The sequence below is a fragment of the Candidatus Pantoea soli genome, assembly GCF_007833795.1.
Lineage (GTDB): Bacteria > Pseudomonadota > Gammaproteobacteria > Enterobacterales > Enterobacteriaceae > Pantoea > Pantoea soli.
Genome location: NZ_CP032702.1, coordinates 2,771,531 through 2,787,269, shown reverse-complemented (window position 1 = coordinate 2,787,269; position 15,739 = coordinate 2,771,531). Strand labels below are relative to the sequence as shown.

General features: G+C 52.5%; 16 protein-coding genes, 1 other RNA gene and 1 pseudogene. 7 read left to right on the top strand and 11 right to left on the bottom strand.

All coding sequences use genetic code 11. The features are described 5' to 3' along the window. Positions 1 to 90: 90 nt before the first annotated feature. Positions 91 to 276: a hypothetical protein gene (locus D8B20_RS12985; protein WP_186454374.1), complete on the top strand. Its 186-nt coding sequence runs from the start codon at positions 91 to 93 to the stop codon at positions 274 to 276. A 182-nt stretch (positions 277 to 458) separates the two neighbouring features. Here the strand turns inward: D8B20_RS12985 and D8B20_RS12980 are convergent, their stop codons facing one another. The 5 genes and pseudogenes from D8B20_RS12980 to smpB all read right to left on the bottom strand — a co-directional run bounded on the left by D8B20_RS12980 (position 459) and on the right by smpB (position 4,532). Further along, entirely contained in the window at positions 459 to 1,118 is a 660-nt protein-coding gene (locus tag D8B20_RS12980) for an MAE_28990/MAE_18760 family HEPN-like nuclease (protein WP_145889262.1), read from the bottom strand. A gap of 12 nt (positions 1,119 to 1,130) precedes the next feature. After that, complete coding sequence (locus tag D8B20_RS12975) at positions 1,131 to 2,237, bottom strand: DUF262 domain-containing protein (protein WP_145889261.1); 1,107 nt, start codon at positions 2,235 to 2,237, stop codon at positions 1,131 to 1,133. Positions 2,238 to 2,247: 10 nt separating this feature from the next. Next, a pseudogene (locus D8B20_RS12970) lies at positions 2,248 to 3,443 on the bottom strand (integrase domain-containing protein). Positions 3,444 to 3,641: 198 nt separating this feature from the next. Continuing rightward, positions 3,642 to 4,006, bottom strand: a transfer-messenger RNA (tmRNA) gene (gene ssrA / locus D8B20_RS12965). 43 nt (positions 4,007 to 4,049) lie between these two features. Then, positions 4,050 to 4,532, bottom strand: coding sequence for an SsrA-binding protein SmpB (smpB, locus tag D8B20_RS12960; protein WP_145889260.1), 483 nt, complete (start codon positions 4,530 to 4,532; stop codon positions 4,050 to 4,052). Positions 4,533 to 4,691: 159 nt separating this feature from the next. Here smpB and D8B20_RS12955 point away from each other — a divergent pair, with 159 nt between their 5' ends. Next, positions 4,692 to 5,126 carry a type II toxin-antitoxin system RatA family toxin gene (locus D8B20_RS12955; protein WP_145889259.1) on the top strand — a complete coding sequence of 145 codons (435 nt, stop codon included), beginning with the start codon at positions 4,692 to 4,694 and terminating at the stop codon, positions 5,124 to 5,126. Next, positions 5,116 to 5,409 carry an RnfH family protein gene (locus D8B20_RS12950; RefSeq protein WP_186454436.1) on the top strand — a complete coding sequence of 98 codons (294 nt, stop codon included), beginning with the start codon at positions 5,116 to 5,118 and terminating at the stop codon, positions 5,407 to 5,409. The genes D8B20_RS12955 and D8B20_RS12950 overlap by 11 nt, the downstream gene beginning before the upstream one ends. A gap of 61 nt (positions 5,410 to 5,470) precedes the next feature. Here the strand turns inward: D8B20_RS12950 and bamE are convergent, their stop codons facing one another. The 3 genes from bamE to nadK all read right to left on the bottom strand — a co-directional run bounded on the left by bamE (position 5,471) and on the right by nadK (position 8,627). Further along, entirely contained in the window at positions 5,471 to 5,818 is a 348-nt protein-coding gene (gene bamE / locus D8B20_RS12945; protein ID WP_145889257.1) for an outer membrane protein assembly factor BamE, read from the bottom strand. Between the two features lie 183 nt (positions 5,819 to 6,001). Then, positions 6,002 to 7,663 carry a DNA repair protein RecN gene (recN, locus tag D8B20_RS12940; protein WP_145889256.1) on the bottom strand — a complete coding sequence of 554 codons (1,662 nt, stop codon included), beginning with the start codon at positions 7,661 to 7,663 and terminating at the stop codon, positions 6,002 to 6,004. A gap of 85 nt (positions 7,664 to 7,748) precedes the next feature. Continuing rightward, positions 7,749 to 8,627, bottom strand: coding sequence for an NAD(+) kinase (gene nadK / locus D8B20_RS12935; RefSeq protein ID WP_145889255.1), 879 nt, complete (start codon positions 8,625 to 8,627; stop codon positions 7,749 to 7,751). A 122-nt stretch (positions 8,628 to 8,749) separates the two neighbouring features. Between nadK and grpE the strand changes: the two genes are divergently transcribed. After that, positions 8,750 to 9,331 carry a nucleotide exchange factor GrpE gene (gene grpE / locus D8B20_RS12930; RefSeq protein ID WP_145889254.1) on the top strand — a complete coding sequence of 194 codons (582 nt, stop codon included), beginning with the start codon at positions 8,750 to 8,752 and terminating at the stop codon, positions 9,329 to 9,331. A gap of 46 nt (positions 9,332 to 9,377) precedes the next feature. On the opposite strand, the gene ung is transcribed toward grpE, so the two are convergent. Continuing rightward, positions 9,378 to 10,055: a uracil-DNA glycosylase gene (ung, locus tag D8B20_RS12925; protein WP_145890569.1), complete on the bottom strand. Its 678-nt coding sequence runs from the start codon at positions 10,053 to 10,055 to the stop codon at positions 9,378 to 9,380. A gap of 258 nt (positions 10,056 to 10,313) precedes the next feature. Between ung and grcA the strand changes: the two genes are divergently transcribed. Continuing rightward, a complete protein-coding gene (grcA, locus tag D8B20_RS12920) occupies positions 10,314 to 10,697 on the top strand; it encodes an autonomous glycyl radical cofactor GrcA (protein ID WP_145889253.1) in 384 nt (127 codons plus the stop codon). 185 nt (positions 10,698 to 10,882) lie between these two features. Here the strand turns inward: grcA and srmB are convergent, their stop codons facing one another. After that, on the bottom strand, positions 10,883 to 12,211 hold the full coding sequence (srmB, locus tag D8B20_RS12915; protein WP_145889252.1) for an ATP-dependent RNA helicase SrmB: 1,329 nt from the start codon (positions 12,209 to 12,211) through the stop codon (positions 10,883 to 10,885). A 137-nt stretch (positions 12,212 to 12,348) separates the two neighbouring features. Between srmB and trmN the strand changes: the two genes are divergently transcribed. Next, complete coding sequence (gene trmN / locus D8B20_RS12910; protein ID WP_145889251.1) at positions 12,349 to 13,098, top strand: tRNA(1)(Val) (adenine(37)-N(6))-methyltransferase TrmN; 750 nt, start codon at positions 12,349 to 12,351, stop codon at positions 13,096 to 13,098. Here trmN and nadB read toward each other — a convergent pair. Beyond that, complete coding sequence (nadB, locus tag D8B20_RS12905) at positions 13,083 to 14,702, bottom strand: L-aspartate oxidase (protein WP_145890567.1); 1,620 nt, start codon at positions 14,700 to 14,702, stop codon at positions 13,083 to 13,085. The two genes, trmN and nadB, sit on opposite strands and share 16 nt — an antisense overlap. A 441-nt stretch (positions 14,703 to 15,143) precedes the next feature. Here nadB and rpoE point away from each other — a divergent pair, with 441 nt between their 5' ends. Beyond that, on the top strand, positions 15,144 to 15,722 hold the full coding sequence (rpoE, locus tag D8B20_RS12900) for an RNA polymerase sigma factor RpoE (RefSeq protein WP_010617748.1): 579 nt from the start codon (positions 15,144 to 15,146) through the stop codon (positions 15,720 to 15,722). Positions 15,723 to 15,739: the final 17 nt, after the last annotated feature.

Genomic DNA, 15,739 nt, shown 5'->3' with positions numbered 1-15,739 from the left:
CGTGCATGCATAGCATGCATGGATCTGCATGCAAAATCATGTACCGCTTTCCCTTGCTTAGCTCATGCCCGGCGCGGCACGGCGTGCGTTATGCAGTTGCATGAAAAGCGATACATAAAGCGGGCAGGCGTGGCGGGGATAGCATTGCGCGTTGAGGCCTTTGATGATTTTCCAGTGATTATGTTGAATGTGCTTTTACTTTCGGTCGTCCAAGAATTAAAGGTTAACAGTAATCATATCAATCATCGAATGGCTTTTTTTTTAAATGATAGATGACAGAGCTTATGCAATTTAGTTTACATAACTATTGAATTATAGAATGGATTTATAATGGGTAGTTCTCAATGTTCGCTATGGATCTAATGTAATGTTATTTCGCAATATGCTTTGTTTTTTCTTTTTTAGTTGCTTGTTTTTTATTGGGGCTGCATCAGGTTGTGATACAGCCCTTTTTATGATTAATGAGCTATATCTTGCTTTTTTAGATATCTTTTTGTTGATGCGTTGTTTAATAATTCATTTTTGAAGCATCTCATCAGAGTTAGTGTTTCTTGTGATATTTCTTTCCACTGTTTTGCGTTTACATCCAAGAACTCACCATGCGCTATGCTATTTCTACGCTTCAATAGACTTTCATCTATGAAGTTGTATTTCGTGGTAAATTGCTCAACAGATACCCCAATGCTTTTAGCTATATTATCGAATACATGTGATTTTAAATTTGATTCGGTATGTATAGCAGAGTCAAAATTTAATGTCGCTCTCTCCGATTGCCCTGATAGAATAAAATTCAGGGATTCAGATAGAAGGTCATGTTTATTAGTAGTAACGATAACGTTAAGTTGCTTACGCATACCCAATACGATCAGACATTCTTCTAAATCGGCATACCGTAATCTTAAATTAGACAGGTATTCAATGTATTTTTCAGAGCTTTTTTTTATGAAGCCTTCCCAGTGGGCATACAATAATGGGATCGAAGCACGGATCATTGTTCTTTGAGATGCAGAAGTAGATAAGTCAATAGCTCCAGTTAACTGGGATATTTCTTTTATTCTCCATGCCATTTCAGAATCAACATAATCCTGAAAGGAGTCAAGGGTTCGTATCTTAGCCATTGGGATGCTCCCCTAAACCTTGAAGTGTTCAATGGATAATGGCAATAAATTAGCTAATCGAGTCGTACCCCTTACGCCTGCACCAGAGTTTTTTGTAAAACCATCTGTTTCCCATAGTTTTTTTATCTTTTCAACTACAAAATCAATTCTTTCTTGTGGGTTTTGCATCGCAAAGATCTGGTCATAATTTGATTGTAGGCCGTTAGTAATAATTTCATAAAGTGAAATAAGAAATTTACCTTTAAAATCTTGGCCATCCCACTTTTTAAATGCTTTACTTCCAAGGGCATCATTTAGTAAATTAAATATATCCAAGAATACTTTTCCTTCATCTTTAATGTCAATCCCTGCCTTACAAAGTTCCACGTTTGCAAAGTCCAAATGTTCATGGACGTCCATTCCAGGCTGATAGGGATAATGTCGATAAGCAAAGAACTTCAGCAGAAGTTCCATGTTCGCCTGTTTTTCAATGGCATCATCGGTTTGATTTGTAGTAATAGTAAAAGCAGATTGTTCAGAGCAATTTTTAAGCCAGTGATATAGATCAGGGTTAAGCATTACTGCGATACAATTTCGAACTTCTTGCTCGGATAAATTCGCCCCTCCGGTATTTAGCCTTTGGAATAATTCATATTTCGCATAGGGATCGCTGCCCTTTCGTAATATTTCAACGCGTAACCTTGCCCTTTTTATTTCTAATTGGAGTGTTTTCCCTATTTCATTTTCTGGCGTGGCGGGGTTACTCCATTTTTTATTTGATAAACTAGGAAGGAATTGGGTTCCACTTAAAGTCGAAGCAGGGACTAAACCTCCAGTATCTTTATTTTCCAAAAGACCTGAAAACTCTAAAATAGTTGATACACGTTGCAATTCATCAATCAATTCCCAAGTGCCATCTTCATCTTGATGTACGAATATTGGAGGGACTGGAATACCTAATAAGAGAGACTCGATAAAGCGGGTTTTTTGCGATAGCTCCCACCTAAATAATCGTTGATAGTCAGGGGATATGACCAATTCTTTATCTCTGTATAAATTCATCACCTCACCCACAGACATGTCATAGCCATCAGAAATTATTTGTTTTTTAGATAAAATTACTTCTTCTTCTAAACTCATTGTTATTTCCTTATTTATCAGTATTGTATTTGAAGTAAACTTCTTTACCCCACCACGTCATTAATTCTTTTCTAAATTCGAGATATGAAGAACGGTTATATGCTCGTCTGACTTCATTTTTATCACTATGAGCTAATGCCGCTTCTATCACATCAGGATTGAAGCCAGCCTCGTTTAGAGCTGTGCTTGCTATAGAACGTAGTCCATGTGCAACTAATTTTCCCCCATAGCCTATTCGTTTTAATGCGGCATTAGTAGTCTGGCTATTCATTGCTTGCTTTGGATCATTTCTACTTGGAAATACATGTTCACGTTGACCACTTATTGGCTTCATCACCATCAGAATGTCTAACGCTTGCGGGGACAACGGGACGATGTGCTCGCGCTTTGCTTTCATCCGTTCAGCAGGGATCGTCCAGAGCCTCTCCTCTGTATTGATTTCTAACCATTGAGCGCCTGAAGCTTCAGAAGGGCGGACAAGAGTTAGAAGCTGCCATTCAATTAGACAGCGAGTTGTAACAGACAAGTTTGACATCCTAAGAGAATGCATCAGTTTTGGCAATTCTTCAGGGCGCAGCGTAGGCATGTTTTGCTTTTTAGGTTTTTCAAAAGCCATACCGACGCCAGAAGCCGGATTTGTATCAATTAACCCCGTATTGACGGCATAAATCATGATCTCGTTAATGCGTTGAACCAAACGGCGGGCTGTTTCAAGCGCCCCGCGAGCTTTTATCGGCTCCAATGCTTCAGCGATCGTACTGGCCTTAAGCGCTTGAACAGGAATCTCACCAATCGTAGGGAATATGTCCTTCTCCAGTGATCGCCAAATATCCTTCGCGTAGTCCTCAGTGACGCTTTTGCTCTTAAGCTGGAACCATCTTCCGGCCACTACTGAAAAAATGCTATCCAGTTCGATTCGGCGTTGTTCCGATACTTCCTCTTGCTGCTTCTGCGGGGCAATCCCTTGCGCAAGCAGAGACAGATATTGGTCACGCATTTGGCGAGCGACAGCGAGCGTAAGGGCAGGGTAAGAACCTAGGCTGAGATTTGTACGACTGCTGCTTTCTGGACGCTGGTAGCGAAAACGCCACAGCTTCTTACCTGATGTTTTGACGAGCAGGAAAAGCCCATCACCATCATTAGCGTGAAGTCTTTCTCCTGAGGCTTAGCTTTGAGGATTTCGTTATTGGTGAGGGGGCGTATCATCCGCCCATGACTGGTTTCCGTCCATAATTGGTACACGTTTTAGGCCCACGTTATAGCGTGTACCTAAACGTGTACCAATTATCTCTGGAGTCAGGCGGATCGCCGGGAGATTACAGACACAAAAAAGCCCGCAGGGCTTGTGCCATACGGGCTTCTAGGACTTCTACGGATGGCTCTGGAACCATCTTTGAAGAATTTTGGTGGAGCTGGCGGGAGTTGAACCCGCGTCCGAAATTCCTACATCCTCGGTACTACATGCTTAGTCTGGTCTTTACATTCGCTTGCCAGCTGCGGACAGACACGCCACTAACAAACTAGCCTGATTGGATTTAACGCTTCAACCCCAGGCAGGGCATCCACGCGATCTCTTTTAGGTTTGACCTCTCTTGATCCCCGTCCTAAGAGCGGAGGCTAGGGAGAGAGGGCTCTGAGCAGGTTATTAAGCTGCTAAAGCGTAGTTTTCGTCGTTTGCGACTATTTTTTTGCGGTTTTTTAGCGAGGCCTACCGCACCTCGGCATGCACCTTGGGTTTCGCGAATCCCGTCGAATCCAGAATCAGCCCCAAGACTTCTGATACTAGCAAGAAACGTTTGAATAATCCAGCGCTTAACGGCGGGAATTCTTCATGATCCGGGCTTTATCCATCTGCCATTCGCGATCTTTAATGTCAGCGCGCTTATCATGTTCTTTCTTACCGCGCGCTACGCCAATTTTCAGCTTGGCCCAGGCATTCTTCCAGTACAGTGACAGCGCGACCACCGTGTAGCCTTCGCGGTTGACGCGCCCGTACAGGGAATCCAGCTCGCGCTGATTCAGCAGCAGTTTGCGGTTACGTGTAGGGTCGCAGACCACATGGCTGGAGGCGACGGCCAGCGGCTGAAAAGTGGAGCCGAACAGATAAGCTTCGCCATCGCGCAGCAGAATATAGCTGTCACTGATGTTCGCCTTACCGGCGCGGAGTGATTTAACTTCCCATCCCTGCAGCGATAAGCCTGCTTCGAACTCTTCTTCAATGAAGTATTCGTGGCGGGCGCGTTTGTTGAGGGCAATCGTGGCTGAACCGGGTTTGTGAGCTTTTTTCTTAGTCATAGTGCGGCGTAGTCTACATCACTCAGTCTGTGGGCGCATCCCCTGTCCTGCGGGGCGGTAAAAAACACACTATTTTAGCACAGCTGGCAAAGCCGTGAATTTTTGTTTAATGGCTTAAAATGGTATAATTCAACGGTTTTGTGACCAACAGGAACCCTTATGGCCCAGATTAGCCGTTCAGCGCTGGTCCCTTATAGCGCTGAACAGATGTACCGGCTCGTGAATGATGTGGATGCTTATCCTGAATTTCTTCCGGGCTGCACCGGCAGCCGCGTGCTGGATAACAACGGAAACCAGATGACCGCGGCCGTGGATGTTTCCAAAGCCGGTATCAGTAAAACCTTCACCACGCGTAACACGCTGACGGACAATCAGAGCATTCATATGCAGCTGGTTGATGGCCCGTTCCGCAAGCTTTCCGGTGGCTGGAATTTCGTCTCCCTGGGTGACGACGCCTGCAAAGTGGAGCTGAATCTCGACTTTGAGTTCACCAATATGCTGGTGGAAATGGCCTTCGGCCGCATCTTTAAAGAGCTGGCCAACAGCATGGTGCAGGCTTTCACGCAGCGGGCAAAAGAGGTTTATCGTGGCTGATATCCACGTTGAGGTGGTTTACGCACTGCCGGATAAACAGTATCTGCACTCTGTGACGCTGGAAGAGGGCGCCACGGTCGAGCAGGCGATTAAGGCCTCGGGGATATTGTCGCTGCGTAAAGATATCGATCTCGCCAGCAACAAAGTTGGCATCTACAGCCGACCGGTCAAGCTGGGTGATGAAGTGCAGGATGGCGATAGGGTAGAGATTTATCGTCCGCTGATTGCCGATCCCAAAGAGATGCGGCGCCAGCGTGCTGAGCGTTCAGCTGCGAAGAAGTAGGCGCTTTGCCTGACTGCAGACACAAAAAAGGCGCTGGTGCGCCTTTTTTATTGCATCACAATCAGCCTTCTGTGCCGGTCAGACGCGGTTTATTATCAATATTGGTCAGTGTGCCATTGCTGTCGAACGTCAGCGTCAGCGTTTGCTGTTTAACACGCTCATGGCCTGGTTCCTGACGGAACACGTAATACCAGACGTTGCTGCCAAACGGATCGCGCATCATCGGGGTACCGAGGGTGTAAGCCACCTGCTGCTGCGTCATGCCGGTGTGAATCTTTGAAACATCGTTGGCGACCAGGTAATTACCCTGATTGATATCCGGACGATACACCACGCGCTCAAGCGTGGAACATCCGGCGGTCATCATCAACATTACCACTGCCGCGGCAGTCAGCGTTTTACAGCGCATCTCTACATTCCTTTTCTGGGGCCAAACGCCTTCAACAGGCAGTTTTGTTGCCATCAAATTCTGAACTCTGCATACGGCAGGCTTTATTATGGCGATATCGCTGCCGATGATAATAAACCTTTGACCTATTTAAAACCTCTGCAGAGCAAGCATATGACCACCAACCGGGAAAAAAGTGCGTTATCAGGCGGCTAAAAGTTCTTTGGCATTAGCCAGCGTGTTGCGGGTGACTTCACTGCCGCCCAGCAGTCGCGCCAGCTCCTGCAGACGCGCACGTTTGTCCAGCGGCTGCATATGCGTTTCAGTCATCTCGCCATCGGTCTCTTTACTGACGTAGAAATGCTGATGGCCGCAACCCGCCACCTGCGGCAGGTGCGTGACGCACATTACCTGGGTGGATTCGCCCAGCTGACGCAGCATCTGGCCAACCACCGCTGCGGTCGGTCCGCTGATGCCCACGTCGACTTCGTCGAAAATCATCGCCGGCGTTTCCATCTTCTGCGCCGTGATCACCTGGATCGCCAGCGCAATACGTGACAGCTCACCGCCGGACGCCACTTTGCCCAGCGGCTGCAGCGGCTGGCCCGGGTTGGTGGTCACGCGGAAATCAATACGGCTGGCACCCTCTGCGGTCAGCTGGTCCGGATTGAATTCCAGCACAATGGCGAACTGACCGTGCGGCATGGCCAGCGTGCGCATGCTTTGCGTAATCAGCTGGCTCAGCTCCTGAGCCGCATGTTCGCGCTGTGCATGCAGCGTTTGTGCACTGGCCATCGCCGCCTGATGATGCAGCACCACTTCGCTTTGCAGGCTTTCCTGATCGCTCTCCTGCTGTGAAAGCTGTTCGGCTTCATCCAGCAACTGCTGATAGAGCACCGGCAGTGCTTCCGGGGAAACATGATGCTTACGCGCCAGCGCAATCTGGCGCGACAGGCGCTGTTCCAGTTCATAGAGGCGATTCGGGTCGAGATCGAGGCGTTCACAGTAATGACGCAGTTCGTCGCTGGCTTCGCTGAGCTGAATGGCAGCTTCTTCCAGCAGGTTAAATACGCCGCTGACTTTGTCATCCAGCGCGACCAGCTCACTCAGCATATTGCGTGCGCTGTAGAGCAGGCTCTGCAGGTTAGTGTCATCGCTGTCCGCAAGGATTTGCAGCGCCTGCTGGCTGGTCGACAGCAACTGGCCGCTATTTGCCAGACGCTTATACTCTTCGTCAATCTGCTCATATTCCCCTGGCTGCGGGGCAAATTCATTGAGCTCTTTGAGCTGATACTGCAGCAGTTCACGACGCGCTTCGCGCTCCTGGGACAGCTGCTGGTGCTGCGCCAGCGCGCGGCAGCTTTGATGCCAGCGCTGATAGTGCTGACGCATGTCACTCAGCGCGCCATCGTGTGCGGCATAGGCATCCAGCAGATGCTTCTGATGATCGGTTTTAAGCAGGAGCTGGTGAGCATGCTGGCCGTGAATCTGGATCAGCAACTGGCCCAGTTCACGCAGCTGTGACAGCGGCACGGCGGTGCCATTAATGAAGCCGCGCGAGCGACCATCTGCGCTAATGACGCGGCGCAGCAGACACTCGTTGCCTTCATCCAGCTGATTTTCTACCAGCCACGCCTGGGCAGAAGGGGAGGATTTAAGCTGGAAACGCGCGCAGATATCGGCACGGCTGGCGCCCTGGCGCACCATATCTGCTTCGGCACGACCACCCAGACACAGGCCCAGTGCATCGATAGCAATAGATTTCCCTGCGCCGGTTTCTCCCGTGATCGCTGTCATACCACGATGAAAATCGATTTCCAGTTCACGAACGATAGCAAAGTTACTGATGGTCAGTTGCGCCAGCATACAATCACCTGTATGTAAAAACAGATATGGTTTTTCATACAGTATAAACTGGTTTTTTATACAGTAAAGTAGCCAGGATTGATTTTCAGAACAATTTTTTAGACCAGCCGAGTTTCGAGCTTAACGTATTAAAATAGTTATAATTTTTGGGGTGAATCAGATTCAGATGGTTGGCGCTGCGGCGAATCAGCACATCCTCACCTTCCTGTATCGGCAGCGCAATCTGGCTGTCACAGCTAATCTCAAGGTCGCTGCGCAGGGAGGAGAAGCGCAGACGGATAGTGCTGCTGCTGTTGATCACCAGCGGTCGGGCGGAAAGCGTGTGCGGGAACATCGGCACCAGCACAATTGCGTCCAGCGAAGGCGTGAGGATCGGGCCACCTGCCGAAAGCGAATAAGCGGTGGAGCCGGTCGGGGTAGAGATAATCAGACCATCGGAGCGCTGTGAAAAGGCAAACACCTCATCAATATAGACTTCGAATTCGATCATGTGCGCCACTTTGCCCGGGTGCAGTACCACTTCATTGATGGCGCTGCCGATGCGCGGCGAGCAGTCTTCTTTGCACACCTGCGCTTCCAGCAGAAAACGGCTCTCTGTGAAGTAATCCCCCCGCAGTACGTCATCCAGCTGCTGCTGCGCGTTGTCCGGGTCGAGATCGGTGAGAAAACCGAGATTGCCGCGGTTGATGCCAATCACTTTGATGTCGTAGCGCGCCAGCACGCGCGCGGCACCCAGCATGTTGCCATCGCCGCCCACTACGACAGCCAGATCGGCGAACTGGCCAATCTCCGCCAGACTGCCGGTGCGGACGTCGGTTAAATCCAGTTCGCGCGCAATCTGCTGTTCAACGATCACCTCATAACCCTTCGCGGTCAGCCAGCGCCAGAGCATCTCATGGGTGGTTAACGCAGTAGGATGACGCGGATGACCAACGATCCCAATGCAGTTAAAGTGTTTGTTCATTTAGCGGGTGTTCCTCATAAGCCAAAACGGCCAGGCAATGTGATGGGTTCACTTGAAACCGTCAAACTGATCCCCATAATAAGCCAACCAGCGAGATGAATGTGCAAAACGCGGAGAAATTCATGAGTAGTAAAGAACAGAACACCCCAAACGAGCAAGTCTCAGACGAAATTCAACAGGATCAGCAGCAGCACGCGGAAGCCGAGACAGCACCTGAGGTGGATCCGCGTGACGAGCGTATCGCGCAACTGGAAGCGGAATTAGCCCAGGCGCAGGGCGGCGTGCGTGATGCACAGCTGCGTGCTCAGGCAGAGATCGAAAACATCCGTCGCCGTGCTGAAATGGATGTGGAAAAGGCGCACAAATTCGCGCTGGAAAAATTCGCCAATGAGCTGCTGCCGGTGATCGATAGCCTGGAACGTGCGCTGGAAGTGGCGGATAAAGAAAACAGCGCGCTGTCATCAATGATTGAAGGTATTGAGCTGACGCTGAAATCGCTGCTGGGCGCGGTACGTAAGTTTGGCGTGGAAGTAGTGGGCGATACCCATGTGCCATTCAACCCGGATGTCCATCAGGCGATGTCGATGGTGGAATCGGAAGAGGTTGCGCCTAACCACGTGCTGATGGTGATGCAGCGTGGTTATACCCTCAACGGCCGCCTGCTGCGTCCGGCAATGGTTGCGGTGTCAAAAGCCAAAGGCTGAGTCTGCTCTGCATCGAAAACGGCCGCCCCGTGCGGCCGTGATTGTTTCAGGGCAGCACGGGCGTCCAGTCAATCGGCGTTTCGCCAGCCTGACTCAGCAGCGCGTTAGCCTGTGAAAAGTGTTTGCAGCCAAAGAAGCCGCGATGCGCCGAGAGCGGCGAAGGGTGTGGTGCTTTCAGCACGTGATGACGTTGCGTATCAATGATGCTGCCTTTCTTCTGCGCATGCGAGCCCCACAGCAGAAAAATCACCCCTTCACGATGCGTATTGATGACGCTGATAACGTTATCGGTAAAGGTTTCCCAGCCGAAGCGCGCGTGCGAGTGGGCTTTGCCCGCCTCTACCGTCAGCACGGTATTCAGCAGCAGGACACCCTGCTTCGCCCAGCTTTCAAGAAAACCGTGCTGCGGACGCCGGAAGCCGGGAATATCCTGCTCCAGCTCTTTGTACATATTCAGCAGCGAAGGCGGAATTGCCACGCCCGGCAGCACCGAAAAGGCCAGACCGTGCGCCTGGTTCGGGCCGTGGTACGGATCCTGTCCCAGAATCACCACTTTGACGTCGCCCAGTTCGGTCAGCCGGAAGGCGTTAAACACATCTTTTTGCGGTGGATAAACCGTCACGCCTGCCGCGCGTTCATCCGCCACCGCTTTCAGCGTCTCAACGAAATAGGGTTTCTGTTTCTCTTCAGCCAGCACATCGTGCCAGGTCAGCTTCTCAGCCATCATTTACTCCCTGCAGAATTATCGGGTTAGCTTAACGTGTCACGAACGCCAGCAGAAGGGCAAAAGTACGCGGCATCGCCGCAGAAAAAGCCGGCGGCTGATGTTCAGCAAATCAGCTGGTTAGCTTAGCAAAGAATCTGTCGCCCGGCCGGGATTGATGCAGGTCAAAACCTGTTCGCCCGCACAGTGCTATACCGTACAGCGTTAATAGCTGACGGCGCGCGGCTCTGCCCGCTGCGCTCACTTCCGGAGGTGTTTATGATTACAGGGATTCAAATTACCCAGGCGAATAACCCGCAGCTGCTGAACTCGTTCTGGCTGCTGGACAGTGAAAACGCGCAGGCGCGCTGCCTGTGTGCAAAAGGGGATTATGCGGAAGATCAGGTGGTGGCGGTTAGCGAACTGGGTGAGGTGACCTGGCGGGAGATTCCGCTGGAGCAAAAACCCGAGGTACGCATTGAAGGCGGCCAGCATCTGAACGTGAATGTGTTGCGTCGTGAAACGCTGGAAGATGCGGTACTGCATCCGGAGAAATATCCGCAGCTGACGATTCGCGTGTCAGGATACGCCGTACGCTTCAACGCCCTTACGCCAGAACAGCAGCGGGATGTGATCACCCGTACCTTTACTGAAAGCCTGTAATTGCACAGCTGACGAAAAGCTGCACAGCGGGAAAAGGCGCATGACTGCCTGCCACAGCCATGCTTTTTGCCTTCAATGTGAAAAAGCAGGCGCTGCCCGCTAAACAGCGCGCGAAACCGCTGTTTCTCTGCCCGTAAATAAAAAAATCGCCTCATCAGAGGCGATTTTTCTCAGTCGGTGCCGTTTTATTCCGCAGCAGACCCGGAGGTGTCCGTGCCGCTGGGCTTGCGCCGCTTACCGATATTTTTGGTGTCGCGATGACGCTTCTTCACACGCGGTTTGTCGTCTTCTTTGGCTTTCTTCTCTTTACGCTTCGCAAGCACTTTTTTCGACGGTTTACCGGTGGCTTTGGCGGCAGGTGCGCGCGTTTCCGGACGCAGCTCGTCGATCACGCGCGATTTCAGCGGCTCATTCAGATAACGGCTGATTTTACCCAGCAGCGGATGGTCATGCGCTTCCACCAGTGAAATCGCGGTGCCTTTACGCCCGGCGCGGCCGGTGCGCCCGATGCGGTGCAGATAAACGTCTGCGGTGCGTGGCACATCAAAGTTGATCACGTGGGTGACGTCATCAATGTCAATGCCGCGAGCGGCAACATCGGTGGCGACCAGCACGTTAACGCGGCCTTCGTTCAGGCGTTTGATCGCCTCATTGCGATTCGCCTGCACCATCTCACCTTCAAGATAACTGCAGCGCAGGCCGGCTTCGTGCATCCAGGTAACCAGCTCGTGCAGGCGCTCACGCTTGCGCACAAACACAATCGCGCGTTTCACTTCCGGCTGTTTCAGCAGATGTACCAGCAGTTTGGTTTTGTGCTCAAGGTTATCCGCGCGGTAATACCACTGCTGGATTTTCTTGCGCTCGCTGTTGCTGGGGTCCGCTTCAATCGCCACCGGATCGTTCAGCAGGCGCTCGGCAAAATCTTTAATGTTGTCGCCTTCCAGCGTGGCGGAGAACAGCAGCGTCTGTTTGCGCCAGCGGGTTTCGCCGGCGATGGTTTCGATATCCTGGGCAAAGCCCATATCGAGCATGCGGTCGGCTTCATCCAGAATCAGGGTTTCAACCGCGCGACAGTCAAAGTTCTCTTCTTTGATGTACTGCAGCAGACGGCCGGTGGTGGCCACAACGATGTCCTGGTTCTCGCTGAACACTTCGGCGTGGTTCATATACGCCACGCCGCCGGTGATGGTAGCGATATCCAGATGGGTGTTTTTTGCCAGTTCCCGCGCATGGTCGGCTACCTGCATCGCCAGTTCGCGCGTCGGAGTCAGGATCAGAATACGTGGCGGGCCGGATTTTTTACGCGGAAAATCGAGCAGATGCTGCAAAGCCGGCAGCAGATAGGCTGCGGTTTTCCCCGTTCCGGTGGGTGCCGAACCCAGAACGTCACGGCCTTCCAGCGCGGCAGGAATGGCCTCAGCCTGAATGGCTGTCGGGCGCGTGAAGCCTTTATCCTGCAGGGCATTCAGCAGGCTTTCGTCGAGTTCGAGTTCGGAGAATGTGGTTACGGTCATGGTCTACCTCAGTTTGGGGCGCTGATTATAGACAGTTCAGCCACAATCTTCATCTGTTTGTGCATCACAGCTGAAGGTGAATTCACGTCGCGACCACGTTACACTCCCGGCAGTAAAAAATTCAACGGTTGTCAGGTATGTCTCAGCAGCAGCCGCCCGCGCGGGCGATGTTAAGAAAAGATGGGTTTACGTTTAAGCAGTTTTTTGTTGCGCACGATCGCTGTGCGATGAAGGTCGGCACCGATGGCGTGCTGCTCGGGGCCTGTGCGCCCGTGGCCGGCGTTCGCCGCGTGCTGGATATCGGCTGCGGCAGCGGCCTTATCGCCCTGATGCTGGCGCAGCGCACGCCGGAAAATGTACAGATTGATGCGGTTGAGCTGGAGGCCAGCGCCGCGGCGCAGGCGCAGGAGAACGTTGATGCCTCGCCGTGGAAGGCGCGGATCAGCGTGCACCCGCAGGATATCGTCAGCTGGAGCGAGCAGTGCGATAAGCGCTATTCGCTGATTGTCAGCAATCCGCCGTTTTTCGCGCCCGGCATGGCCTCGTCCAGTGCGGCGCGCGATACCGCCCGCAGCACAGCAACGCTGGATCATCCCACCTTATTACGCTGTGCCGCTCAGCTGACAGAAGAAGAGGGGCTGTTCTGCGTGGTGCTGCCGGCAGAAGCCGGTGAAGCGCTGATTGCCCTGGCGAAGGCGGAAGGCTGGCATCTGCGGTTTCGCTATGATGTGGCGCCTTATGCTCAGCGTCCGCCTAACCGGCTGGTTGTGGGGCTGTCGCCTGTTGCCGGTGAAGTGGTACAGGCGCGTCTGGCCATCCGCGACGAAGATAAAAGCTACTCGGCTGACTGGCTGAGTCTGGTCAAAGATTTCTATCTGTTCCGGTAAGCGGGCGGCTGCAGCAGGGTAGGCACCGCGTCCGGTAGCGTATGCGGAAAATCGCGTGTGAAGTGCAGCCCGCGACTCTCTTTACGCGCCAGCGCGCAGCGCACCATCAGCTCCGCCACCTGCGCCAGGTTGCGCAGCTCCAGCAGATGACTGGAGAGGCGAAAGTGGCCGTAATATTCCGCAATCTCCTGCTGTAACAGCGTAATGCGGCGCAGGGCGCGCTCCAGGCGTTTGGTGGTGCGGACAATGCCCATGTAATCCCACATGCAGAGCCGCAGTTCATGCCAGTTATGCTGGATCACCACGCGCTCATCCGCATCATCCACCCGGCTCTCATCCCATGCAGGCAGGGTTTCGGCGGCGGCGATGTCCGGCAGGCGCTGCAACAGATCTTCTGCTGCCGACCAGCCATACACCAGGCACTCCAGCAGCGAATTCGACGCCATGCGGTTGGCCCCGTGCAGGCCGGTATAGCTCACTTCGCCAATCGCATACAGGCCATTCACATCGCTGCGGCCATGCCGATCGACGACTACGCCGCCGCAGGTATAGTGCGCAGCCGGCACCACGGGAATCGGCTGGCGGGTCAGATCAAATCCAAACGTCAGCAGCTTTTCGTAAATCATCGGGAAGTGCGCGCGGATGAAGGCTTCCGGCTGGTGGCTGATGTCCAGATACATGCAGTCGACGCCCAGCCGTTTCATTTCGTGATCGATGGCGCGCGCGACGATGTCACGCGGGGCCAGCTCGGCACGCGGATCGAAATCCGGCATAAAGCGGCTGCCGTCCGGACGCAGCAGGTGCGCACCTTCACCGCGCAGCGCTTCGGTCAGCAGGAAATTCTGCGCCTGCGGATGAAACAGGCAGGTGGGGTGGAACTGGTTAAACTCCAGGTTTGCCACGCGACAGCCTGCCCGCCAGGCCATCGCGATACCGTCGCCGGAAGCGACGTCAGGATTCGTGGTGTACTGATACACTTTCGCCGCGCCACCGGTGGCAAGCACCACGGCACGGGCGCTGCAGGTTTCCACCTGTTCACGGTTGCGGTTCCAGAACCACGCGCCCACCACCCGCTCCGGACCGGGTAGCCCCGCTTTACCGGAGAGGATGAGATCAACGGCGTTGGCGCGCTCAATGATACGGATATTGGGATGACTGAGCGCCTGGCTGACCAGCGTGCTTTCAACCGCGCGGCCGGTGGCATCTGCGCTGTGCAGAATGCGGCGGTGGCTGTGTCCGCCTTCACGCGTCAGGTGATAACGCGCTTCACCGTTCTGCTCTGTCTCTTTATCAAAGGCCATCCCGTGATCGATCAGCCACTGCACGCTTGCGCGGGCATGGCTGGCGATAAAATTGACCGTGTCACGGTCGCACAGGCCTGCGCCTGCCACCAGCGTATCTTCAACGTGGGATTCAATGCTGTCAGCTTCATCAAACACCGCCGCAATCCCGCCCTGCGCGTAAAGCGTCGAACCTTCATTCACCTGTGCTTTACTCAGCACGGTCACCTGATAGTGCGGCGCAAGACGCAGCGCCAGGGATAATCCGGCGGCACCGCTGCCGATGATCAATACATCACACTGGTAATCGGGTTGGGTCATCATGGTGTTTAATTTACTAAACAAAAGGTCCTGCGAGCATAAGCCCGGGCGCCAGGGATGTGAAGTATTTTAAACAAATATCGCGGCGAATCAGCGCAGCCAGCGCGATCTGCCTTAGTATTTCAACCAGTTATCTTTATGAACGGGGGGATCGGGTTTTTTATATAAAACACACTGTCAATTCAGGTAATAAAGGTGAAAAATGCGGCGTCATAAGGTACTCTGCCAGCGATTATCGGTGCCGCCAATGACACCGCCAGCGTGGCGACCGCTACACTGAAAGACAATCAACAACAATGATGTCGTGGTTCCGGTACGGAAAATATCAGGTCGTAGTGAACTTCAGACCAGAATGGGACTCTAAGCGCATGCTTGCTCACAACACATGAGATGTGCTGGCAGTTCACTTACGCATAAAAGAGATTTGGGGAGACATTACCTCGGATGAGCGAGCAGTTAACGGATCAGGTTCTCGTTGAGCGGGTTCAGAAAGGAGATCAAAAGTCATTTAATTTACTGGTGATTCGATACCAGCATAAAGTGGCGAGCCTGGTTTCACGTTATGTCCCTTCAGGCGATGTGCCTGATGTGGTTCAGGAATCTTTTATCAAAGCGTATCGCGCTCTGGAGTCGTTCCGGGGTGACAGCGCCTTTTATACGTGGTTGTACCGTATCGCGGTCAACACGGCAAAAAATTACCTGGTGGCTCAGGGGCGTCGTCCGCCTTCCAGCGATGTGGATGCAATCGACGCGGAAAATTTCGAAAGTGCGGGTGCGCTTAAAGAAATTTCGAACCCTGAGAACTTAATGTTGTCAGACGAACTGAAACAAATTGTTTTTCGGACCATTGAGGCGCTGCCTGAAGATCTGCGTATGGCTATCACGCTCCGCGAGCTGGATGGTCTGAGCTACGAAGAGATTGCCGCCATTATGGATTGCCCGGTCGGTACCGTACGTTCCCGTATCTTCCGCGCCCGAGAGGCCATTGATAATAAAGTTCAACCGCTTATCCAACGTCAGTGATAACGGCTACTGGAAGG